The 23,158-nt window shown below is 71.5% G+C and carries 20 protein-coding genes; 9 read left to right on the forward strand and 11 right to left on the reverse strand.

Going from position 1 to position 23,158, the window contains the following annotated elements; all coding sequences use genetic code 11:
• Positions 1-144: 144 nt before the first annotated feature.
• Genes ACZ1IK_RS05550 through ACZ1IK_RS05580 form a run of 7 tightly spaced genes read right to left on the reverse strand, consistent with a single transcriptional unit; the run spans position 145 to position 10,111 of the window.
• Positions 145-1,167 carry a S66 family peptidase gene (locus ACZ1IK_RS05550; protein ID WP_256999299.1) on the reverse strand — a complete coding sequence of 341 codons (1,023 nt, stop codon included), beginning with the start codon at positions 1,165-1,167 and terminating at the stop codon, positions 145-147.
• A 59-nt stretch (positions 1,168-1,226) separates the two neighbouring features.
• On the reverse strand, positions 1,227-2,831 hold the full coding sequence (locus tag ACZ1IK_RS05555; protein ID WP_235188104.1) for a long-chain-fatty-acid--CoA ligase: 1,605 nt from the start codon (positions 2,829-2,831) through the stop codon (positions 1,227-1,229).
• Between the two features lie 39 nt (positions 2,832-2,870).
• Complete coding sequence (locus ACZ1IK_RS05560; RefSeq protein ID WP_465098384.1) at positions 2,871-4,052, reverse strand: acyl-CoA dehydrogenase family protein; 1,182 nt, start codon at positions 4,050-4,052, stop codon at positions 2,871-2,873.
• 47 nt (positions 4,053-4,099) lie between these two features.
• Positions 4,100-4,951 carry a CoA transferase gene (locus tag ACZ1IK_RS05565; RefSeq protein WP_036336661.1) on the reverse strand — a complete coding sequence of 284 codons (852 nt, stop codon included), beginning with the start codon at positions 4,949-4,951 and terminating at the stop codon, positions 4,100-4,102.
• Positions 4,948-7,125, reverse strand: coding sequence for a 3-hydroxyacyl-CoA dehydrogenase NAD-binding domain-containing protein (locus ACZ1IK_RS05570; protein WP_036336659.1), 2,178 nt, complete (start codon positions 7,123-7,125; stop codon positions 4,948-4,950). Before ACZ1IK_RS05570 ends, ACZ1IK_RS05565 begins: the two co-directional genes overlap by 4 nt.
• A gap of 46 nt (positions 7,126-7,171) precedes the next feature.
• Complete coding sequence (locus ACZ1IK_RS05575; protein ID WP_036336657.1) at positions 7,172-8,386, reverse strand: acetyl-CoA C-acetyltransferase; 1,215 nt, start codon at positions 8,384-8,386, stop codon at positions 7,172-7,174.
• Between the two features lie 45 nt (positions 8,387-8,431).
• Positions 8,432-10,111 carry a long-chain-fatty-acid--CoA ligase gene (locus ACZ1IK_RS05580; protein ID WP_061866815.1) on the reverse strand — a complete coding sequence of 560 codons (1,680 nt, stop codon included), beginning with the start codon at positions 10,109-10,111 and terminating at the stop codon, positions 8,432-8,434.
• Between the two features lie 218 nt (positions 10,112-10,329).
• On the opposite strand from ACZ1IK_RS05580, the gene ACZ1IK_RS05585 reads away from it, so the two are divergent.
• The 3 genes from ACZ1IK_RS05585 to ACZ1IK_RS05595 all read left to right on the forward strand — a co-directional run bounded on the left by ACZ1IK_RS05585 (position 10,330) and on the right by ACZ1IK_RS05595 (position 14,357).
• Positions 10,330-10,935 carry a TetR/AcrR family transcriptional regulator gene (locus ACZ1IK_RS05585; protein ID WP_061866814.1) on the forward strand — a complete coding sequence of 202 codons (606 nt, stop codon included), beginning with the start codon at positions 10,330-10,332 and terminating at the stop codon, positions 10,933-10,935.
• Between the two features lie 230 nt (positions 10,936-11,165).
• On the forward strand, positions 11,166-11,732 hold the full coding sequence (locus tag ACZ1IK_RS05590) for a DinB family protein (RefSeq protein ID WP_041104677.1): 567 nt from the start codon (positions 11,166-11,168) through the stop codon (positions 11,730-11,732).
• 93 nt (positions 11,733-11,825) lie between these two features.
• On the forward strand, positions 11,826-14,357 hold the full coding sequence (locus ACZ1IK_RS05595) for an HAD-IC family P-type ATPase (protein ID WP_256748795.1): 2,532 nt from the start codon (positions 11,826-11,828) through the stop codon (positions 14,355-14,357).
• A 6-nt stretch (positions 14,358-14,363) separates the two neighbouring features.
• On the opposite strand, the gene ACZ1IK_RS05600 is transcribed toward ACZ1IK_RS05595, so the two are convergent.
• Positions 14,364-15,185, reverse strand: a complete 822-nt coding sequence (locus tag ACZ1IK_RS05600) for a hypothetical protein (RefSeq protein ID WP_256748794.1) — start codon at positions 15,183-15,185, stop codon at positions 14,364-14,366.
• Between the two features lie 124 nt (positions 15,186-15,309).
• Here ACZ1IK_RS05600 and ACZ1IK_RS05605 point away from each other — a divergent pair, with 124 nt between their 5' ends.
• A complete protein-coding gene (locus ACZ1IK_RS05605) occupies positions 15,310-15,762 on the forward strand; it encodes an acyl-CoA thioesterase (protein ID WP_073117263.1) in 453 nt (150 codons plus the stop codon).
• A 35-nt stretch (positions 15,763-15,797) separates the two neighbouring features.
• Here the strand turns inward: ACZ1IK_RS05605 and ACZ1IK_RS05610 are convergent, their stop codons facing one another.
• The 3 genes from ACZ1IK_RS05610 to ACZ1IK_RS05620 are packed head-to-tail and all read right to left on the reverse strand — an operon-like array spanning position 15,798 to position 17,856.
• The gene (locus ACZ1IK_RS05610) at positions 15,798-16,433 is read right to left on the reverse strand and encodes an energy-coupling factor transporter transmembrane component T family protein (RefSeq protein ID WP_036336646.1); all 636 of its coding nucleotides are present in this window, start codon (positions 16,431-16,433) and stop codon (positions 15,798-15,800) included.
• Entirely contained in the window at positions 16,433-17,194 is a 762-nt protein-coding gene (locus tag ACZ1IK_RS05615; RefSeq protein WP_113914459.1) for an energy-coupling factor ABC transporter ATP-binding protein, read from the reverse strand. Before ACZ1IK_RS05615 ends, ACZ1IK_RS05610 begins: the two co-directional genes overlap by 1 nt.
• Positions 17,191-17,856 (reverse strand): biotin transporter BioY, encoded by a 666-nt coding sequence (locus ACZ1IK_RS05620; RefSeq protein ID WP_010080061.1) that lies wholly within the window; start codon positions 17,854-17,856, stop codon positions 17,191-17,193. Before ACZ1IK_RS05620 ends, ACZ1IK_RS05615 begins: the two co-directional genes overlap by 4 nt.
• A gap of 287 nt (positions 17,857-18,143) precedes the next feature.
• Between ACZ1IK_RS05620 and ACZ1IK_RS05625 the strand changes: the two genes are divergently transcribed.
• From ACZ1IK_RS05625 to ACZ1IK_RS05645, 5 genes are all read left to right on the forward strand, one after another.
• Entirely contained in the window at positions 18,144-18,560 is a 417-nt protein-coding gene (locus tag ACZ1IK_RS05625) for an SUMF1/EgtB/PvdO family nonheme iron enzyme (protein ID WP_227448837.1), read from the forward strand.
• Positions 18,561-18,672: 112 nt separating this feature from the next.
• Entirely contained in the window at positions 18,673-20,109 is a 1,437-nt protein-coding gene (merA, locus tag ACZ1IK_RS05630; protein ID WP_078025618.1) for a mercury(II) reductase, read from the forward strand.
• Between the two features lie 59 nt (positions 20,110-20,168).
• Positions 20,169-20,831: an organomercurial lyase MerB gene (merB, locus tag ACZ1IK_RS05635; protein WP_036336638.1), complete on the forward strand. Its 663-nt coding sequence runs from the start codon at positions 20,169-20,171 to the stop codon at positions 20,829-20,831.
• A gap of 163 nt (positions 20,832-20,994) precedes the next feature.
• The gene (locus ACZ1IK_RS05640; protein WP_036336637.1) at positions 20,995-22,365 is read left to right on the forward strand and encodes a dihydrolipoyl dehydrogenase family protein; all 1,371 of its coding nucleotides are present in this window, start codon (positions 20,995-20,997) and stop codon (positions 22,363-22,365) included.
• Positions 22,366-22,487: 122 nt separating this feature from the next.
• Entirely contained in the window at positions 22,488-22,877 is a 390-nt protein-coding gene (locus ACZ1IK_RS05645) for a heavy metal-responsive transcriptional regulator (protein WP_036334145.1), read from the forward strand.
• The last annotated feature ends 281 nt before the right edge of the window (positions 22,878-23,158 follow it).

A 23,158-nucleotide genomic window follows, 5' to 3' on the forward strand; every position in this document is an offset into this window, starting at 1 on the left:
GTTCAGGGTGATGGTCAGGACGGAAACGCCGTCCAGCGCAGAGCTGAGGTCCATGCCCATGGTGGGCACGGGGCGTGGCGCGCCGGGCTCGCGGGCCTGGCTGTGATGTGCATCTTTCTGGGTGTTGGGTCGCGGTGCCTGTTCTCAGCAGTACTCCGCCCACACCCGCCGCTCCGCTCCGTCCACGGTCATCACCCCGCCGTGCGGCAGTACCCACTGCGGCCGGGTGTGGCCGAACGGGACGCCCACGCACACCACCGCGTCCGGGTTGTAGCGCCCGACCTCCTCCAGCACCACATCGGCCTGCTCCGCGCGCCGCCGCGCCCGCTCCTCCGCACCGCGCGGCACCTCGAAGGATCTCGTCGGCGGGCGAGCCGCCAGCACGGCGTCCACGGCGCCGAGCACGCCGCTCTCCCCCAGGATCCGCAGCAGCCGCCGCACCTCGCCGGCGCTCGGCAGCTCCTCACTGGTCTCGATGAGCAGCACACCACCCTCGAGCACCGCCATGTCCGCAGGCCCGCGGCCGGCCGCCATCACCCACGGCAGCACCTCGAGGCAGCCGCCCCACGTCCGGCCGGTCACGGCGCGCCGCGGCCCGGCCCAGCGCCACGGTGAGGCGCCCGCGCCGACGCCGCGCGCGCCGTCGTCGTGCGGGCCCGGCACCGGCTCGCGCGTCCCGAACTCGGTGAGCGCCCGCGGGTCCAGCCAGTCGACGCCGTGATCCTCCGACTCCCCCGGCTCCGTGATCTCCAGCCGCCCTCCCGTCAGCAGGGCGGCCCGCAGGGACGCGGCGTGCACCTCATCCACAGCCGGCCCCGGCCCCAGGTGCACCTGGGTGGAGCCGCCGTAGAAGCTCGCCACGCCGTTCGCCCACAGCCACTGGTGCAGGTTGGTGTTGTCGCTGTAGCCGAGGAACGGCTTGGGGTCCGCGCGCACGGCGTCCGCGTCCAGGTGGCCGATCACGGTGATCTGGTCCTCCCCGCCGACCGTGGCGATCACCGCCCGGATCTGCGGGTCCGCGAACGCCGCGTTCAGGTCCCGCGCTCGGCTCTCGGGACTCGCCCCGAGCTGCCGGGTGGTGGGGTACTCGACCGGCACCAGTCCGGTCACCTCGGCCAGGCGGCGCATCGCCTGCTCGTGCACCGCGGGAGCGTAGCGAGAGGCCACCTGTCCGTCGTTCCTCTCACTCAGACCAGACGACCTGCGCCCAGACCGCCCGGCGCCCCTCACCCCTGACGCAGCTCGCGCCGCAGGATCTTGCCCGTGGCGTTCTTGGGCAGCCCGTCCATGATGGTCACCTCCCGCGGCTGCTTGTAGCGGGCCAGACGTTCGGCCGCGAACGCCTGGAGCTCCTCCCCCGTGGCGGTGCTGCCCGGGGCCAGCGAGACGAAGGCGGCGATCTCCTCGCCCAGCCGCTCGTCCGGCACACCCACCACGGCGGCCTCGACCACGTCCGGATGCTCGTAGAGGACCTCCTCCACCTCACGGGGGTACACGTTCATGCCGCCGCGGATGATCACGTCCTTGAGCCGGTCCACGATCATCACGTACCCGGCCTCGTCCCGGCGGGCGATGTCCCCGGTGCGGAACCAGCCGTCCTCGTCGAACGCCGCCTCCGTGTCCTCCGGGCGGCCCCAGTAGCCGGCCATGATGCCCTCGCCCCGGATGCGCAGCTCACCGGAGGTCTCGAGGTCCTCCTCGGGCACCTCGGTGCCGTCCATCGCGACGATCCGGAACTCGAAGCCGTCCACCGGCCGGCCCACGGTGCCCGGGCGGGTCGGCGCGTCCACGGGGTTGAAGAAGCACGCACCCGCGTTCTCGGACAGCCCGTAGCCCTCCAACACGGGCACGCCGAACAGCTTCTCCGCCGCGCGCAGCGTCTCCACCGGCAGGCTCGCACCGCCGGAGAGGGGCATGCGCAGCCGCGAGAAGTCCGCCGGCTCGGCCCCGGCCTCACGGCGGGCCCGGGCCACGGAGAGGAACGCCCCGTGCATGGTGGGCACGCCGGGCAGGAACGTGATGCCGTGGTCCTGCAGCTGGTCGTAGGCGGCCTCCGGCACGAAGCGCGGCATCAGGGACAGGGTGGACCCGGCGAACACCGCGCCGTTGAGCACCACCGAGAGCCCGAACACGTGGAACATCGGCAGCGCCGCGAACACGACGTCGTCCGGGCCGAGCCGGCCCAGACCGGTCGCCGTCGCCATGGCGTTGGAACGCAGGTTCGTGTGCGTCAGCCGGGCACCCTTGGGTCGCCCCGTGGTGCCCGAAGTGTAGAGCAGGACGGCGTCGTCGTCGGGGTCCCGCGGGGTGATCTCCGTGACCGGGGCGATGCCCTCGGCGGCGCACTCCCGCCCGACCGCTTCGAGGTCCAGGGTGACCACCTCGACGTCGACGTTCCCGGCCACCTCGTCCACGGCCGGCAGCCCGGGCATGGCCCAGAGCATGCGCGCCCCGGAGTCCTCGAGGAAGTACTCCAGCTCACGGGCGGTGAACAGCGGGTTGAGCGGCACCATCACCGCGCCCAGACGCATGAGCGCCTCGTAGACCGCCACGAAGGCCGGGACGTTGGGCAGCATCACGGCCACCCGGTCCCCCGGGCCCACCCCGCGGTGGCGCAGCCAGCCGGCCGTCGCGGCCGTGACCTGGTCCAGTTCGCGGTAGGTCATGCGGGCCTCACCGATCCGCAGGGCCACGGCATCCGGCTGCCGGGCCACGGTGGCCGAGAGCAGCTCGGCCACATGACCCCGGCGCTCGGTGGGCCGGCCGTGGGTGGTCGCGGAGGTGTCGGGGGTCTCGGAGGTGGTCTCGGAGGTGGTCTCGGAGGTCGTCACGGTGGCTCCTGATCTGGTGGGGCGGTCGTCGGAGGGGGGTCAGAGGAAGGCGGAGTGTCCGGTGAGGCCGCGGCCCACGATCAGCGAGTTCACCTCGTAGGTGCCCTCGTACGTGAAGATCGCCTCGACGTCGCAGAAGAACCGACCGAGCCCGACGTCGGCGAGGATGCCGTTGCCGCCCATCATCTGCCGGCCCAGCGCGGCCGACTCGCGGCACATCTGGGAGGTCTTCAGCTTCACCAGGGAGGCCTGCGTCATGGACACCTCGCCGGCGGCCTCCAGCTGCACCGCCCGGTGCGCCATGCCCAGGGTGGCCGCCAGGTTGGCCGCGATCTGCACGAGCAGGGACTGCACCAGCTGATGCCCGGCGATCGGGCGGCCGAACTGGGTGCGCTCCAGCGCGTAGCGGCGGGCGGCGTCGAGGATGCCCTGCTGCGCGCCCACGGCCTGCCAGCCCAGGCCGTTGCGGGAGCCCAGCAGGATCACGTTGGTGTCCGCGAAGGTGTTGGCCTTCTCCAGCTTGTTCTCCGCCGGGATGCGCACGTCCGTGAAGGTGATGTCCGCGTTCTGGACGATCTTCACCGCGGTCTTGTGCTCGATCTTGGTGGCCTCGTAGCCGGAGGTGTCGGTCTCCACGATGAAGCCCTTGACCTGGTCGTCCTCCTCGTCCCGGGCCCACACGATCGCGATGCGGGACATGGTGCCGTTGCCGATCCACCGCTTGGCCCCGTTGATCACCCACTCGTCCCCCTCTCGGCGGGCCGTGGTGGCCATGCCGCCGGCGACGTCGGAGCCGTGCTCCGGCTCGGTCAGCGCGAAGCAGCCGGTGTACTCCATCGCGTACAGGCCCGGCAGCCACGTCTGCTTCTGCTCCTCCGAGCCCAGGGCCTCCAGGGTGGCCCCGACGAGGTCGTTGTGCAGGGCGAAGTACACGCTGAGGGAGATGTCCGCGCGGGCCAGCTCGGCCATCAGGTGCCCGCGGAACAGCGGGTCCTCGGTCATGCCGCTGATGTGGTTGTAGCCCAGCTCCCCGACGCGGCGGGCGATCTCGTGCGGGAACTCGTCCCGGCTCCAGGCCTCCGCCACGTGCGGGGTGACGATCTCGGCCAGGGCGGCGCGGATCTCCGCGAGCTTCTCCTGCTGCTCGGGCGTCAGGAGGCGGTGGTACTCGAGGACGTCGACGTCGATCAGCGAGCGGGTGCGGGAATCCGTGGTGGTCATGAGGGGCTCCTGGAGGTCGTTCGAGGGGGGGTGCTGAGTCGTGGGGGTCAGGCGGTGGGGCTGGCCAGGGCGGTGAGCGGGATGCCCCGCTCCTCCCCCCATACCTGCCAGTGGGCGGCGTCGTGCCGGGAGAGGGCCTCGGTGAGCTGCGCGCGGACGTCCCCGTCCGCGTCCAGCCCGAGACCCTCGACGAGCGCGGCCGCGAAGTGCGGCTCGAGCGCGCCGACGGCCACATGGCCCTCGGCCGCCGGATACACCCCGTAGTGGGGCAGGGCCCCGCCCAGGGGGCTGCGCGGGCCCGTCATGCGGTGCCGGTTGGGCAGGGCCAGGGCGTGCGCGGCATCGGCGAGCGCCACCGTGGCGTGCCCGCCGTCCCCGTCCGCGCCGCGGGCCCACAGCAGGGCCAGCGCGGCGGAGACGGCCCGCTCGGCACCGTGCAGATCCGCCGCGAGGATCCGCGGTGGAGCCCCCGGCGCCAGGAGGCCCGCCGCGGCCTGGTAGTTGATGTCATGGCCTGGCACGTCCGTGCGGTCCCCGTCGTATCCGGTGATGTCCACCTGGCAGATCCGCCGGTGGCGGGCGCGGACGGCGTCGGCGTCCAGGCCCAGCCGGCGCAGCGCCCCGGAGCGGTGGGAGGTGAGGAACACGTCCGCCTCGGCCAGGATCTGCTCCATCTCGGCGGCCCCGGCCTGGGACTTCATGTCCACGGTGCGCACCGACTGCCCGCGGTGCAGCTCCTCGTAGAGGGCCGGCACCAGGGTGGCCACGGGGTCCCCGCTGGGCGGGAGCACCGTGACGACGTCGGCGCCCAGCTCCTGCAGGCGGGCCGCGGCGACGGGCCCGGGCAGGTTCAGCGCGATGGTCACCACGCGCACCCCGGCCAGCGGTGCGGCGCTCATCGGCCCGGCCCCTCGCCTCGCTCGGCCCGCTGCCGGAGGGTGTCGCCGGGACGGAACCGCTCGCCGTAGCGGTCGGCCAGCTCGTCGGCGCGGGCCACGAACGCGGCCGGTCCGCCCTCGCGGTGCGTCATGAACGTCACGGGCCCACCGGTGTGCGGCGGGAAGCCGATGCCGAACACGCCGCCGAGGTTCGCCGAGGGGGCGTCGGTGAGGACGCCGTCGTCGAAGCAGCGGGCCGTCTCGATGGCCATGCGGTAGAGCAGGCGGTCCTGCAGGTCCTGCTCGGGCACGTCCGCCCCGGTGGCGAAGTGCTCGGCCAGGCCCGGCCAGAGGTGCTTGGGGCCCTCCTCCGGGTACTCGTAGAAGCCGGCGCCCTGAGCGCGGCCCGGGCGGCCGAACTCGTCCACCATGCGCTCCACCACGCGCTCGCCCGGACGCACCGGACGCTCACCGCCGGCCTCGGCGACGGCCTTCTCCTCCTCGCGGCGGATGTGCTGGATCAGGGTCAGGGAGACCTCGTCCATCATGGCCAGCGGGGAGGCCGGGAAGCCGGCGTGGCGGGCCGCCCGCTCGATCCGCTGCGCGTCGACGCCCTCCTCCACGAGGGCCGCGGCCTCGAGCACGAGCGTGCCGTAGACGCGGGAGGTGTAGAAGCCGCGCCCGTCGTTGACCAGGATGGGCAGCTTGCGGATCTGCTGCACCAGGTCGTAGGCGCGCTCCACCGTGCGCTGGGAGGTCTGCTCACCACGGATGATCTCCACGAGCCTCATCCGGTCCACCGGGGAGAAGAAGTGCAGGCCGATGAAGTCCTGGGGCCGCTCCCGCGGGCCCTGCAGCAGGGTGATCGGCAGCGTGGAGGTGTTGCTGCACAGCAGGGTGTCCGGGCCGACCACCTCCTCCACCTCGGCGAACACCGCGTCCTTGAGCTCGACGTCCTCGAACACGGCCTCGATCACCGCGTCCACGTGGGCGAGGTCCTGATAGTCCTCGGTGGGCTGTACCCGGGCCAGGACGGCGTCGGCGTCCTCGCGGCTCATGCGCCCCTTCGCCACGCGCCCCTCGAGGAGGGCGCCCACCCGCTCACGGCCGCGCTCGGCGGCCTCCAGGCTGACGTCCTTGAGCATCACGTCCACGCCGTTGAGCGCGAGCGCGTGGGCGATGCCCACGCCCATCATCCCGGCGCCCAGCACCGCCGCCGTGGTGATCGTGCTGCGCTCGCGGGAGGGACCGCCCAGGGCCGTGCCGGAACGCAGCGCCTGCATGTCCGAGTGGAACGCCTGGATCATGGCGGAGGAGGTGTGGCCCGTCACGAGGGACACGAAGTACCGGGTCTCGATGCGCGAGGCGGTGTCGAAGTCCACCTGCGAGCCCTCCACCGCGGCGCTGAGGATCGCCTTCGGGGCGGGCAGGTCCGCGCCGTGGAGCTGCCGGCGCAGGGTGGCGGAGAACGCGGGCAGGCGGGAGGCAAAGGAGGCCTGGGCGGGGGTGCCGCCGGGGATCGTGAAGCCCTTGACGTCCCAGGGCTTCACGGCGGCGTCGGCGTCGTCGCGGTGCTCCAGGATCCAGCGCTTGGCGGCGGGCACCAGGTCCGCGGGGTCGGTCACGACCTCGTCGATGATCCCCTTCTCCATCGCGGCCCGGGCGTCGCGGGCGGTGCCCTGCAGCAGCCAGTCCATCAGGGCGCGCTCCACGCCCACCATGCGCACCAGGCGGGTGATGCCGCCGCCTCCGGGCAGCAGGCCCAGGGTGACCTCCGGGAGGCCGACCTTCAGCCCCGGGTCGTCCACGGCGATGCGCCGGTGGCAGGCCAGCGCGATCTCCAGGCCGCCGCCGAGCGCCGTGCCGTTGATCGCGGCGACCACGGGGCGGCCGAGGGTCTCGAGGCGGCGCAGCTGGCCCTTGACCCGCTGCGTCAGCGCGAACACGGACTCCACGTCCTCGGGGCCGGCCTGGGCCAGGGAGTCCAGGTCGCCGCCGGCGAAGAAGGTCTTCTTCGCGCTGGTCAGGACGACGCCGGTCACCGTGTCCCGTTCCGCCTCCAGGCGGTCCACGACGGCGTCCATCGCGTCCTGGTACCGCTCGTTCATCGTGTTGACCCGCGCCTGCGGGTCGTCCATGGTCAGCGTGACGACGCCGTCGGCGTCCTGGTCCCAGGTGATCATGTGCTCACTCATGCCGGTGCTCTTCCTGCCGTGCTGGTCGGTCGGGTGGGTGGGGCGCTCAGACGCGCTCGACGATCGTGGCGACGCCCATGCCGGCGCCGATGCAGAGCGTGGCGATGCCGGTCCGCAGGTCGCGCCGCTCGAGTTCGTCCACGAGGGTGCCGAGGATCATGGCGCCGGTGGCGCCCAGGGGGTGGCCCATGGCGATCGCGCCGCCGTTGACGTTGGTCTGCTCCTCGGTCCAGCCCATCTCCTTCATCAGCAGCAGCGGCACGGCCGCGAACGCCTCGTTGATCTCCACGAGGTCGATGTCCGCGGCGGTCATGCCGGCCACCTCGAGGGCCTTGCGGCACGCCGGGGTGGGGCCGGTGAGCATGATGGTGGGCTCGGAGCCGACGACGGCGGCGGAGACGATCCGGGCCCGCGGACTCATCCCGGCCCGCCGGCCGGCCTCCTCGGAGCCGATCAGCGTCAGCGCGGCGCCGTCGACGATGCCCGAGGAGTTGCCGGGGTGGTGCAGGTGCTCGATCCCCGCCAGCGAGCTGTACTTCTCCAGCGCCACGGCGTCGAAGCCCGCCTCCCGGCCCAGCGCCTCGAAGGAGGGCTTGAGCGTGGCCAGGGTCTCCACGGACGAGTCGGGGCGGATGGTCTCGTCCCGGTCCAGCACGGTCATCCCGTTCATGTCCGTCACCGGGACCACGGAGCGGGCGAACCGGCCCTCCTGCCACGCCGCCGCAGCACGGCGGTGGCTCTGCGCGGCGAAGCGGTCCAGCTCTGCGCGGCTGAATCCCTCACGGGTGGCGATCAGGTCCGCGGAGACGCCCTGCGGGACGAAGTCGGTGGCCAGGGAGGTGGCCGGGTCCATGGCCCACGCGCCGCCGTCGGAGCCCATGGGCACGCGGGACATGGACTCCACGCCGCCGGCCACGAGCAGAGACTCCCAGCCGGAGCGGATGCGGGCGGCGGCCTGGTTCACGGCCTCGAGCCCGGAGGCGCAGAACCGGTTCAGCTGCACGCCGGCCACGGTCTGCGGCAGGCCCGCCTTGAGGGCGGCCACCCGGGGCAGGACCGCGCCCTGGTCGCCCACCGGGCTGACGCAGCCGAGGATCATGTCCTCGATGTCGGCGGGGTCGAGCCCCTCATGGCGGTCGCGCAGGGCGTGGGTCAGGCCGACGACGAGGTCGATCGGCTTGACCTCGTGGAGGGAGCCGGAGGGCTTGCCGGCACCGCGCGGTGTGCGGAGGGCGTCGTAGAGGAAGGCGTCCTGGGTCACGGGGTCTCCTGGGGTCGGGGTGGGTCTGGGGAGGGGGCGGGCCGGTCAGCGGCCGGAGGTGAGGGCGTCGGCGTAGTCGGCGCGCAGCTTGCGCTTGTTGACCTTCCCGACGCCGGTCCGATCGATCTCCGTCACGAAGCGGACCTCGTCGGGCAGCTGCCAGGTGGCGAAGCGCTCGGCGAGTGCGGCGAGGACGGCGTCCTGGTCGACGTCGGAGTCCTCGTCCCGCACCACGAGGGCCAGGGGGCGCTCCTCCCACTGGGGGTGGGGGACACCGATCACGGCGGCGTCGCGGACCCCGGGGACGGTCATGATGTGGTTCTCCAGGTCGATCGAGGAGATCCACTCGCCACCGGACTTGACCACGTCCTTCAGGCGGTCGGTGACCTTGAGGTAGCCCTCCGGGGAGAGGTAGCCCAGGTCCCCGGAGCGCCAGTAGCCCTCGTCGTCGAAGCCGGCCTCGGTGGCCTCGGCGTTGTCTGCGTAGGAGGTGGTCACCCAGGGCCCGCGCAGGCGGATCTCGCCCACGTTCTCCTCGCCGGGCGGCAGCAGCTCGCCCAGGGGGTCGGTGATCTTCACGTCCACCCCGACGACGACGAGGCCCTGGAACCGCTTGAGGTTCCACCGCTCATCCTCGGAGAGGGTGTCCATGAGGCTCGGCTTCATGCGGTTGAGGGAGACGATGGGCGAGGTCTCCGTGGCGCCGTAGGCGTGGATGACCTCCGCGCCGGTGAGCTCGTCGAAGCCGCGCATCATGGCCACGGGGGGCTCCGTCGCGCCGCACAGCAGGCGCACGCCGTCCATCCGTGGGGGCGTCTCGAGGGTGCGGAGGTGGTGGAGCATCGGCATGAGGATCGCGGGGGCTGCCGGGGCCACGGTGACGCCGTGGTCCACGAGGGTGGAGGTCAGCCACGGGGTGTCCGTGAGGTTGAACCGGCCCGGCAGCACCAGGCGCGCGCCCACGGCGACGGCGGCGAACGGCAGGCCCCAGCACTGCGCGTGGAACATGGGGGTCAGCAGCAGGGCGGTGTCCGCCATGGTCATGCCCAGGGTGGACACCACGGCGTGCGCGTGCAGCCAGGTGGCCCGGTGCGAGTAGAAGACGCCCTTGGGACGGCCGGTGGTGCCCGTGGTGTAGCAGGCGCCGGAGGCGGAGCGCTCACTCACGTTCGGCAGGTCCGCTGTCTCGAGCGGCTCCTGCCCGTCGAGGAGGGCCTCGTAGGAGAGGACGTCGCCGCGACCGGCCCAGTCGGCGGGGAGCTCGCCGTCGCCGGCCACGATCCAGCGGATGCCCCCGGGCAGGTGCGGTTCGAGCGCGGCGGCGAGCTCCAGGAGGGTCTCGTCCACGACGATCGTCCCCACCTGCGCGTGGGTGATCACGTAGGCCAGGTCCGTGGGCGCCAGGCGCAGATTGAGCTGCACCATGGTCGCGCCCAGCAGCGGGACGGAGAAGTAGGACTCGAGGTGGCGGACGTCGTTCCACAGCAGCAGGCCGACCCGGTCCCCCGGCCCGACGCCCTCGGCGCGCAGGGCCGCGGCCATGCGGCGCACCCGCTCCCACACGGCCGCGTAGGTGGTCTGCCACCGGGAGCCGCCGCCGCGGGTGTGGATGATCTGCTGATCCCCGAAGGTCCGGGCGGCGTCCCGCAGGAGGCGAGTGGTGGTGAGCTGCTCGTCGTCGCCCATGGTGGACGGGGTGCCGAGGACGGTGTCGGTGGTCTGCATGGGTCCCCCTGGGAGGTGTGGTGGTCGCGGAGGCGGGCGGCAGTCGTCTGTGACATGCCTCACTGAGCTGATGTTGCACACTCAAGCACGATGTTGCACTAGCGTGCAAGAAGGGTGCGGGGGGCGTTTCGATCCCTGCCGTAGGGTTCAGCGAGCCCCCGCATCCTCATCTCCCGACCACGGGCCATCCCATCCGCCGACCCAGCCCCGAGGACCCGATGAACACCCCCCTGCCCTTCGATCAGGACGATCTCTCCTCCCCCGCGCGCCTGCGCCTGGCGGCCCTCGAGCTGTATGCCGAGCGGGGGGTCGAGATGGCCAGCGTCCGCGAGATAGCGCAACGGGCCGGCGTCGCCCCCGGGCTGGTGCGGCACCACTTCGGCAGCAAGGCGGGGCTGACCCGCGCCGTCGACGACGACGTGCTGCGCCTGATCGCCGCGACCCTCGACGAGGTCCCGCTCGTGGGCACCCCACAGGTGGTGTCCGCGGCCCGCGACGCGGCGTTCGCGGACCTGCTGGCCGACCACCCGGTGGTGGGGGCCTACGTGCGCCGCTCGCTGCTGGAGGCCGGCGGGGAGACCGAGTCCCTGCTGGAGCGCCTCGTGGACCTGACCACGGAACAGACCGAGCGCCTGCGCCGGTCCGGCTTCGCCCCGCGGCGCAGCATGCCGACGTCCGTGTTCGGCACCGTCATCCGGCAGATGGGGCACCTGATGGTCGACCCGTCGGCGGACCGCATCTGGCGCCGGATCGCCGAGACCCAGGAGGGCGCCGCCGAGCAGGCGAGCCCGCGGGTGCGACTCGTGGTCGATCCGCCGCGGTGAGCAGGATCGCCTCCGACCGCGAGGGCGTCATGCACCTCGTCCGCCAGGCCGACGACGCCGGCCCGCCCGTTCCGGGAACGCCTGCGGTCGGTATGGGCGCACTTTTCAGGCTCAAAGCGACCGCACGCGTTCCAGGTCCGCCACCTCACCCGCCCCCGGCCGCCCGCGCCCCCGCCCCCGGACGCGCCGTTTCCCGAACGACAACGCGGGTGGGGCGTAGCCTGGCCGCCATGACCACCGTGTTCTACGACGACCAGGGCCGCCCCGAGCCGCCCTTCGCCGCGGGCGAGGCCGCCACCCTGCTGGGCTTCCTCGACTTCCTGCGCGCCACGATCGAGTGGAAGACGGCGGACCTGGACACGGCCGCGCTGCACCGCCGGCTGCCGGGGCACCCGTCCGCGATGACGCTCGGCGGCCTGCTCAAGCACCTCGCGTTCGTCGAGTTCTGGTGGTTCGAGGCCGTCGCCCTCGGCGAGCCCACCTCGACGCCCTGGGTGGGCGCGGACTTCGACGCGGACCCCGACTGGGACTGGCACAGCGCGGCGCAGGACTCCGCGGCGGACCTGCGCGCCCTCTGGCAGGGCCAGGTGGAGCGGTCCCGGCAGATCGTGGTGGACCTGCTCGCGGCGGACGGCGACGACGGCGCCGCGGCCCTGGCCCGCGCCCACCGGATCCGGGAGGGGCGGGACCCGGTCTCGCTGCGGTGGATCCTCACCCACATGATCGAGGAGTACGGCCGCCACGCCGGCCACGCCGACCTGCTGCGCGAGGGGATCGACGGCCAGGCCGGCGAGTGAGCCCGCCCCACCCGCGGTCCCGCCTGCGGTCGCACCCGGGTTCATCCCCTCGTCGGATGCCCGGCCCCACGCCGGCTGGGTAGATTCTGTGCCATGGCCTCCCCCTCCCCTGCGTCCGCGCACCCGTCCGCCCCCGAGAGCGGGACGGGCCTGGGGTTCACCGGCGCGGCGGGGATCACCGGGCTCACCGCCGCCGAGGTCGCCGAGCGGGAGGCCGCGGGCCTGGTCAACGTCCAGTCGCGGGACACGTCCCGCTCGCTGGGGCAGATCCTGCGCGTGCACGTGTTCACGCTGTTCAACCTGGCGATCGCGCTGTGCGCCGTCGTCGTGATCCTGATGGGCCGCTGGCTGGACCTGCTGTTCTCGTTGGCGGCCGTGGCCAACGTGGTGATCGGCGTGGTCCAGGAGTACTCGGCCAAGCGGAAGCTGGACCGGATCGCGCTGCTGCACCAGGACGACGTCGTCGTCATCCGGGACGGGGCGCGCGTGCCCCTGCCGATGGCGCAGATCGTGCGGGACGACGTCGTGGTGCTGCGCCGCGGCGACCAGGTGCCCGTGGACGGCGAGGTCCTCGTCTCGGACGGCCTGGACATGGACGAGGCGCTGCTCACCGGGGAGAACGACCCCGTGCCGAAGACCCCCGGGGACGCCGTGCTCTCGGGCTCGGCCGTCGTGGCCGGCGCGGGCCTGGTACGCGCGACGGCGGTGGGCTCGGCCTCGCACGCGGCCCGGCTCAGCGCCGAGGCCCGCCGCTACTCCGCCATCCACTCGGAGCTGCGCGGCGCCCTGGAGAAGGTGGCCCGCTGGCTGACGATCGCCCTGGTGCCGATCATCGCGGTGATCGTGCACGGCCAGATGACGGCGGTCGGCGGCTGGGCCCTCGCCCTCTCCCAGCCGCGCGAGGCCGCCCTGGAGCCCGCGCTGATCGCGTCCGTGGCGGCGGTGACCAGCATGATCCCGCAGGGCCTGGCGCTCATGACGACCATCGCGTTCGCCGTGGCCGCGCTCAAGCTGGCCCAGCAGGAGGTCCTCATCCAGGAGCAGCCCGCCGTGGAGGTCTTGGCCCGCGTGGACACCGTCTGCCTGGACAAGACCGGCACCCTCACCGAGGGCGGCGTCCGGTTCGACCGGCTCGCCGCGCCCGCCTCGGCGGACGCGTCCCCGGACGCCCACGACGACGGCGCCCCGGCCGAGGTCGGCGACGGGGCTCGGGCCGTGCTCGCCTGGTTCGGCGCAGACCCGGACGTGAACCCCACCGCGGCGGCCCTGCGCGAGCCCTTCACGGCCGTCCCGGCCGTGGACCCCGCGGCCCAGGTGGCGTTCTCCTCCGCACGCCGGTGGTCGGCGGTCGCGTTCGGCCCCGAGGCTGGGGCCGCGGCCGGCACGTGGCTGCTCGGCGCGCCCGAGGCCCTCGTGGACGAGCAGGTCCTCGGCCCCGAGGCCGCCGAGGCCGTCCGCGCCCAGGTCCACGCCGACGCGGACGCCGGCCGCCGCGTGCTGCTGCTGGCCCGCACGGACGAGCCCCTGGTCGGGGACGTGCTGCCCGCCGGAGTCGTCCCGGTCGCCGTCGTGACGTTCCGCGAGAACGTGCGCTCGGACGCCGCCGAGACCCTCGACTACTTCCACGCGCAGGGCGTGCGGACCGTGGTGATCTCCGGGGACAGCCCGCGCACCGTGGCCGCCGTGGCCCGCGAGGTGGGCCTCGAGGTGGCGGGCCAGGCCTACGACGGGCGCACCCTGCCGGACGATCCCGGGGAGCTCGCCGCCGTGATGGCCGAGCACGACGTGTTCGGCCGCGTCAGCCCGGACCAGAAGAAGGCGATGGTGCAGGCGCTGCAGTCGCGCGGGCACGTGGTGGCCATGACCGGCGACGGCGTGAACGACGCCCTGGCCCTGAAGACCGCGGACCTGGGCATCGCCATGGGCAACGCGGCCCCGGCCACCAAGGCGGTGTCCCGGATGGTGCTGCTGGACGGGCGCTTCGACCGCCTGCCGCGCGTGCTCGGCGAGGGCCGCCAGGTGATCGCGAACATGGAGCGGCTCGCCCACATCTACCTGACGAAGACGACGTACGCGCTGCTGTTCGGCGTGGTGTTCTCCCTGTTCGCGTGGCAGTTCCCGCTGCTGCCGCGGCAGGCCTCCACGGTGGACTTCATCATGATCGGCGCGCCCACGTTCTTCCTCGCCCTGCTGCCGAACCCGCGCCGCTATGTGCCCGGCTTCCTGGGGCGGGCGCTGCGGTTCGCGATCCCCTCCGGCGCGGTGATCCTGCTGTCCATGGTGGCCTTGCAGACGTACGTGCGCCTCACCGCCGGCGACGTCGACCTGGCCCGCCAGCAGGCCGCGTTCATGATCACCCTGACCCTGCTGGGCCTGTGGGTGCTCAGCGTGATGTCCCGGCCGCTGAACGCGCGCGTGGCGCTGCTGATCCTGGCGATGTACGCGGTGCTGGCCGCCGTCGTGCTGGTGCCGGCCTCCCGCTGGTACCACCGGATGGAGGTCCCGCCGGCGGACCTGCTCGTGGCCGCGCTGGTGGTCGCCGCGCTCGGGTGCGGACTGATCGAGGTCATCCACCAGGTGCACCGCCGGCACGTGGCGAGGGTGCTGGCCGCCGCGGGGGCCTGAGACCCCTCAGCGGCGGGCGCGACGCACGGCGGCCCGGTAGTCGAGCCACGTCCACACCAGCACGACGACGGCGACCAGCGGGTACGCGACGTCCCACGCGCTGAGCCGCTCCCCGGCCACCACGCCCGGGAGACGGGTGGCCAGGATGATCACCACGAACGCGGTGACCGCCCAGGCCCGCCGGCGGGGCGCGGCGACCCGGTCCTTCTGGAAGCCCGCGGCGTACGACTCCGGGGAGCCGAGCTCCTCGGCCAGCGGGCGCCCGGCCGCGGCCCCGCGTGCCCGCGCGTCACGGACGATCTCGCCCACCCGCGCGTCGGGCAGGTCCTTGCGCAGCCGCAGGACGCCGGCGAGGCGGCGGGCCCAGGCGTCGTCGTCGAGGGCGGCGGGGGGCTCTTCCACGGGACGGCGGGCCGCCGGGAGCAGCCGGTGTGCGAGCCAGGCGAGGCCCGCGCAGACCGGGGCGACGGCGAGCAGCCAGAACGTGCTCCCGGTGAACAGGTGCGTCTGCGCGTTCACCTCGACGAGCCACCAGGCGAGCACCAGCCCGAGGGCCAGGAGGGCGGCGACGGCCACCAGCGTGGCGGCCAGCCGCGGGACGCGGGCGAGGAGCCGCTCCCAGAGGACCATCACCGCCGCCCCGGGCACACTCATGAGCACCGGGGACAGCAGCAGCCCCCACGTGTAGTCGGTGGTGAGCCCGTCGCGGAGCAGCCAGACCAGGCAGAACAGGACGGCGATGCCGGCGGCGACCGTGAAGCCGAGCACCGGCACATCGCGCCAGGTGGCGTCGGGTGTGGCGGGGTCGGGGTGGGGGCGGATGGTCATCGGCCGGGTCCTTCCTGTGTGCTCCGTTGCGGATCCCTCCGGCGACCCTACGGCCTGCTCGAGCACGTCTCCGCATCGGGCGCCCTCTCTCGTGCCGGCGTCGGCGTCGCTCTACCGTGGGGCCATGGACTCCACGCTCTTCACCCGTTCGGCCGACCGCGCCGCCCACGACGACGTCAACTTCCGCACCCGCAAGTGGGTCAAGCCGGAGGACCTCAACGCGAACAACACCCTCTTCGGCGGCTCGCTGCTGCGCTGGGTCGACGAGGAGGCGGCCATCTACGCGACCCTGCAGCTGGGCAACCCGCGGTGCGTGACGAAGCTGATCTCGGAGATCAACTTCCTGGCCTCGGCGAAGCAGGGCGACATGATCGAGATGGGCCTGCGCGCCACCGAGTTCGGGCGCACGTCCCTGACCATGCGGGCGAAGGTGCGGAACATCGTGACCGGCGAGATGATCCTGACCATCGACAAGATCGTGTTCGTGTCCCTGGGCGAGGACGGCAAGCCCGCGCCCCACGGCTTCACCGAGATCACCTACGACCGCGACCGTCTGCCCCTGGACAACCCCCTCTGAACCGGCCCGCCCCCAACGCGGGAGGGCCGGGGGCTCTAGTCGATGCCGCGGGCGGCCAGGGCGTCCCCGACGTCGTCGGCGTGCTTGAAGCTGAGCACCAGCAGCGGCAGCGCCCAGGCCCACGGCGCCATCCGTACCCCGCGGGCGGCCTGCGCATGCCGGATCTGCTCGGCCAGCGCGCGCAGGTGGCCGATCGAGGAGAGCACCAGGCCCATCGCCAGGCCCACGCGGTCGGCGCGGAACCCCGCCCGCGCCAGGCGTGGCCCCGCCCACGGGATCCGCTCGACCGGCCGCAGCACCGCCTCGGCCACCCCGGTCATGTCCGCGATCCGGGTGGTGCGCGTCAACACCTGCGCGGTGAGCACGAGCCCGAGCACGCGCGCCACCATGAGTCCGGCGGCGAACGCGTCGGTGAAGATCCACTGCGCCGCGAACAGGACCACGTAGAACAGCCACAGGGCGCGCAGATCGGAGGCGATCATCGCCGCCCCACGCCGCAGCCCGAAGCCCACGAGATACGCGGTCACGGCGCCCACGACGGCGGCGCCCGCCGTCCACAGGGACAGCGGCAGCAGGGTCAGGGCCAGCACCCACACCGCGAACAGGCCCGTCTTGAGGCCGGCACGGGCGTGATGCAGGGGCGAGTCGCCGTGGATGTACAGGGAGAGCATCAGCGCAGCTCCGCCGCCACGGCGTGGTCCAGGAAGCGCTCGTACGCCTCGACCACGTCCTCGGCCGGGCCGGTCCGCTCCACACGGCCGCCGTGGATCCACACCGCCTCGTCGCACGCACGGGCCAGCTCGAGGTCGTGCGTCACCAGCAGCAGCTGGAACCCGTCCGGGGCCGAGGGGTCGGCGGCCAGCAGCCGGTCGGCCACGATCCGCCGGTGCCGGCCGTCCAGCAGGGAGGTCGGCTCGTCGGCGATCACCAGGGACGGCCCGGCGGTCATCACCGAGCACATGGCCAGCCGCTGTGCCTGTCCCGAGGACAGGGACAGGCACGCCCGGTCCGCGAGCGCGGTGAGCCGGTGCTCCTGGAGCGCCGCGGCCACGCGTGCGGCGACGTCGTCCTTGGTCAGGCGGCGACCGGCGTCGTCCCTGAGCGACTTCACGGTCAGCTCCACGTCCTCCCGGACGGTGGGCATGACCATCTGCGCGGCCGGGTTCGCGAACACGAAGCCGACGGTGCGGCGCAGCGCCTTCACGTCCCGGACGGCGTCCACCCCGTGCACGGTCACCTCCCCGGCGACGACGTCGGCCAGCCCGGCGATCGCGCGGGCCAGCGTGGACTTGCCGGAGCCGTTCTCCCCGATCACCGCCACGCGCGGGGCCGTGAGGGTGAGGTCCACGCCGTCGAGGAGGACGACGACGCCCTCGGGGCCGTCGGCCTCGACGCGGACGCCCGTGAGGGTGACGGAACGGTCCTGGCTCATCGGAAGGCGCGGGGGTAGGCCTTCCACAGGCCGACGATGAGGATGACGGACACGACGAGCTTGATCAGGTCACCGGGCACGAACGGGGCCATGGAGAGGACGGCGGCGCCGAACTCCATCCCGGCGATCCCGACGAAGCCGAGCACGCCGAAGAAGTAGACCATGACGACGCCGCCGATCAGCCCGGCGACGGCCGCACCGAGCGCGACCCGTCCGGCGCCGAGGCCGGGACGGGCACGGGAAGTGAGGGCCCAGAAGATCAGGCCGACGATCAGCGCGGACGGGATCCAGCCGAGGATGAAGCCGGCCGTCGGGCCGGCGAACACGCCCAGGCCGCCGCGGCCGCCGCTGAGCAGCGGCAGGCCGAGCGCCACGAGGCCGGCGAACAGCGCCATCGAGGCGGCACCGCGCCACGGGCCGAGGATCACACCGGCCAGGATCACGGCGATGTTCTGCAGCACGATCGGGGCGGGCACACCGGCGACGGCGATCGGCGGCACCAGACCGAGGACGGCCATCAACGCGGTCATGACGGCGATGCGCGCGAGGCTGCCGCCGGCGGAACCGCGACGGGGGCGGCCGGCGTCGGTGGGGCGGTCCGCCGTCGTGGTGGCCGCGGGGCGGACGTGGCCGTCGTGGGACGAGGGCACGGAAGTGCTCATGGAGGGACTCCTGGTGCGGAAGCGAGTGCGAGGGGGCGCTCAGCCGAGGCGCGGGGCGCATGGCGAGTGCCCGACGAGTTGAACAGTGTTCAGGAGTCTACTGCAGGGGCGGAGGTGTGGGCGGCCGGGGTGCGCTTCCGGGCGATGGTGCTGTCGAGATGCAGCGAAGATTTCACAAACGCGCAAATATGTTTCATGCGACCATGAGTCACTTAGGTATTGACATTTGAACCTTGATCGACTAGGGGTCATAGTTCTCCAGTCAGCCCGTGTGCGACGCTGACACCATGAACCAGCCCTCCATGGCCACCCTGTCTTCGGGAAAAATCACCCTGCGCGACGCCCGCCGCGGGACCACACGGGATGTGGAACTGGAGCCCTTCGAGATGGCAGTGCACCCCCTCCATGACCGGAGCACCGGACGCCCGCTCACGCCTCTGACATGGTTCGAGACCATCAACCTCTGCAACGAGCTATCCAATGCCGAAGAGCTGCAGCCGGCCTACACGCGTGCTGGGGACGGACGCTCCGTTACCTGGAACACGAGCGCTGACGGGTACCGATTGCCCACCGAGGCCGAGTGGGAGTACGCCTGCCGCGCCGGAACGACCTCGCCCGCCTACGGGCCGCTTGAAGACATCGCCTGGACCGGCCTCGACCACCTCGAGGGCCCCCAGCCCGTCGTCCGTTCAGAGAACCCTTGACCTTCCCCCGTAGGGGAAGGTGCAGACTGAAGATCAACCACTGGAAAACCAGCCATCAGCTTCTGCCGTCACGCAATGAACCGGTGCCCGATGGCAGTGTAGGGAGATTCGCATGAACGAGGCAGTACCGCATTTCGATCTGGCGATCATCGGTTCCGGTGGTGGCGCGTTCGCTGCCGCGATCAGGGCAACGAACCTCGACAAACGGGTCGTCATGATCGAACGCGGGACCGTGGGCGGGACCTGCGTGAACACCGGATGCATCCCCTCCAAGGCTCTGCTCGCCGCAGCCGAGGCACGCCACACCGCCCAGGACGCCGGCAGGTTCCCCGGCCTCACCGCCACCGCGGGACCCGTGGACATGGAAGCACTCATCGCGGGAAAGCGCGCCTTGGTGGAGAACGTGCGCTCCGATAAGTACGTGGACCTCGTCGCGGACTACGGGTGGGAGCTGCGCCACGGCAATGCTGTATTCACCGGCACCGCCGCGGACCCTGCGCTGGAGGTCACCGCGCAGGACGGGACCAGGGAGACGATCACGGCCGCCCACTATCTGGTCGCGACCGGCTCCACCCCGTGGGCCGCACCGATCAATGGTCTGGACACGGTCGATTACCTGACATCGACCACGGCCATGGAACTCGACGAGGTACCCGAGTCCTTGCTGGTCATCGGCGGCGGGTACGTCGCCCTGGAACAGGCCCAACTCTTCGCCCGCCTCGGCTCGAAGGTCACCATGCTGGTGCGCTCTCGCCTGGCATCGGGTGAGGAACCCGAAGCATCCAGGGCATTGATGAGCGTCTTCGCCAACGAGGGCATCCGGGTCATCCGCCGCTCCACCGTCTCCTCCATCACCCAGGACACGGACGGCGGCATTGCCGCCCAGGCCGACATCGCCGGCGGGCGCGAAACCCTCCGGGCCTCCAAGGTCCTCGTCGCCACGGGTCGGCGCCCGGTCACCGACGGGCTAAACCTGGCCGGGGTGAGCGTGAAGACCGGGGACAAGGGGGAAGTCGTCGTCGAGGACACCCTGGTGAGCTCTAACCCACGCGTTTGGGCTGCGGGGGACGTGACCGGGCACCCCGAATACGTGTACGTCGCCGCATCCCACGGCACCCTGATGGTCGACAACGCCTTCAGCGACGCCGGCCGCGCCGTGGACTACAGCCACCTGCCCCGCGTCACGTTCACCAGCCCTAACCTCGCGGTTGTCGGCATGACCGACAAGCAGGCAAGAGACGCCGGGATCAGGTGCGAATGCCGGGTTGTACCGCTGGAATACATACCCCGCGCCGTGGTGAACCGGGACACCCGCGGATTCATCAAGATGGTCGCAGACGCCGACACCGGCAGGATCGTCGGTATCACCGCCGTCGCGAAGGAAGCCGGCGACCTCGCTGCAACAGGCGTGTACATCCTGCAGGCCGGGATGACCGTCGATCAGGTCGCGAACCTCTGGAGCCCGTACCTGACCATGGCCGAGGGCATCAAGATCGTTGCCCAGTCCTTCAAGACGGATGTCTCCAAACTTTCCTGCTGCGCCGCCTGAACACCTGAACCACCGATCGCCGAACACTGACACACCATGCCTTGAAAGGAACGACCGCGATGAACAACATCAGCGAGGTCACTGACCGGCTTGCGTCCAACGAGACGGGGATGGAGCCCTGGCTGTGGATGCCCCTACTGAAACTCCTCGCCCTGGGCGACCCGGTCGACGTGAGCGACCTCGCCGCGGCGACCGGCCGTGCCGGGGAGGAAGTCCGCACTGCCCTCAAGGCGATGGGCGACACGGAGTACGACGGGTCCGGGCGGATCATCGGGCAGGGCCTGACGCAGCGCCCCACGCAGCACCGGTTCGAGGTAAACGGTGAGCAACTCTACACCTGGTGCGCGCTGGACACCCTGATCTTCCCGACCCTGCTGGGCGCATCCGCGCGTATCGAATCCTCACATCAGGCCACAGGCACCCCGGTACGGGTGGCTGTCACAGCGATGGGTGTCACCAGCGTGGAGCCGGCCACCGCCGTGGTGTCCCTGGTGAACCCGGAGGACATCAGCTCCGTCCGCTCATCGTTCTGCAACCAGGTCCACTTCTTCGCCTCACCCGACGACGCAGCGCCCTGGCTCGAAACCCACCCCGGCGGCACCATCATGCCTGTCAAAGAGGCCTACGAACTCGGATCCTCCATGGCTGAGAAGATGCTCACCCACACACCAGGACCCGCCACCGACCAGGTAAGCAACGGCGTCCAAAGCTGCGCCTGCTGAACCAACCGACCACCCACCACTACCCGCCGGACCACCACTGGCAACTGGAGGGCTTGCACGGGTTCAGTACCGGTGCAGGAGGCGGGCCGGGGCCGGTGCGAGATGTTGACGAAGGACCGGAAAGAGCCGGGAAAGATCCGCTGAATCTGAAGGAGAAATTCTCATGAGTGAACATTTCGATGTTGCCGTCCTCGGTCTGGGCCCAGGCGGGGAGGTCGCGGCCGACCGGCTTCTGAAAGCCGGGAAGAACGTCGTGGTCTTCGAGCGGGAACTAATCGGCGGGGAATGCGCCTACTGGGCGTGTATCCCTTCCAAGACCGTCCTGCGGCCGCCGGAAGCGCGCACGGAAGTTCAACGGGCCGCCGGTGTCTCCGGCGCCGAACTGGACTGGGCTGCCACTGCAAAGTACCGGGACTACATGATCCGGAACCTCGATGACCAGGCACAGGTCGACGGGTACATCAAAGAGGGCGCCGTGGTGATCAAGGACGAAGCTCGGATTACCGGACCGGGCCGGATCCAGGCTGGAGACCGCGAGATCACAGCCGAGCACATCATTATCGCCACCGGCTCCGACGCCGTGATCCCACCGTTGGACGGCATCGACCAGATCACGGCCTGGACGAACCGTGAAACCTACACCACCAGCACGCTCCCCGAGCGGGCGGTCATCATCGGCGGCAGCGCCGTCGGCGTGGAAACCGCGACGTTCCTGGCCCGCTTCGGAGTGGCCATCACCCTGATCCACTGCGGCGAGAGGTTACTGGACCGCGAAGGGCCCCGGGTGGGGGAACTTGCCCACCAGTACCTGCAGGAGGCCGGCATCGACATCCGGCTGGCCACCTCCGCCGTCCAGGCGCGGCGCGAGGGAGCCGACAGCATCATCGAGCTTCAGACACGCGACGGCGATCCAGCCGGTGAGGTGGCAGCAGACGTCGTGATCTTCGGTACCGGCCGCACACCACGCACCGAAGGACTCGGCTTCGAACACGCTGGCGTAACCCTCGGCGACCACGGAGAAATCCAGATCGACGACCACTGCCGCGCCGGCGAAAACACGTGGGCCATCGGCGACGTCACCGGCATCATGCCTTTCACCCACGTCGCGAAGTACCAAGGCCGGATCGCCGCCGACGCCATCCTCGGCCGACCCCACCCGGCCACCTACGACGGCATACCGCGTGTCGTATTCACCGACCCCGAAATCGCCGGCGCCGGACTAACCCAGGAACAGGCAACGAAGCAGGGCATCCGCACCATCGCCACGGAACTGGACCTCGCCGACGCCATCGCCCGACCCTGGACCTACGAGCAGGACCCCCGCGGGCACCTCGGCCTACTCGCCGACGCCGACCGGAAGATCCTCATCGGAGCCTGGGCCGTCGGCCCCATGGCCGGAGAGTGGATCCACCACGCCTCCCTCGCCATCCGCACGCAACTGCCGATCGACACGCTCCTGGACCAGGTCGCCCAATTCCCGACCTACCACGAGGCCTACCAGGTCGCCCTCGAACAACTCGACCTCACCCCCTAACCGGGTCGAGAAACGTACAGGCGGGAGCACGAAGGAATTGGCACACCACAAAGACCCCCATCACCTTCGTGATCTTCCAGCAAAATGGAAGATTACGGAGTCTTTCGAGAACGAGGTGAAGCATGCGTATCGGTGAAGTAGCGGCGGCCTCCGGCGTGACGACCAAGGCCTTGAGGTTTTACGAGGAGCGAGGGCTCCTGCCGCAGGCCGACCGAGCCACCAACGGCTACCGCGACTATCCAGAGGACACGATCGTCAGGCTTGAATTCATCCGGCGCAGCCAAGTTGCCGGCCTCACTCTGGCCGAAATCCTCGACATCCTCCAAATCCGGGATGCTGGCACGGCGCCGTGCGGCCACGTGCGTGATCAGCTTGCCGAGCACCTGACGAACCTGGACAGGCACATCGCCGAACTCACCGCGCTCAGAGAAACCGTTGCCGGCCTTCACGGAACCGCGGCGGCCGGCGACCCCGCTCAGTGCAATGCCGAAGTCATCTGTAGCTACCTTTGATCATCGGCACATCCACAACCAGACGTTTCAACGGAATCACTCAGCGACGACGGACCGCAATCCATAAGCCGCACCGCCGGCAGACGTAAGCCGCGCCATCCGCCAACGCGTGCAACCTGCTCAACGGCAGACGCCGCCCACAGCACGAACAGTGCGCACTGGTGTCGCTGGTTTGGACCATTGTCCATCGTAAGACCGACTCTTCAACCACAGGCCCTCTAGGTGTAGGAGGGCATGACGTTGTTGACTCGGGCCGGGGCCAACGAGGCCGGAGGGGCGTC

The organism is Micrococcus sp. CS26, from assembly GCF_055522295.1.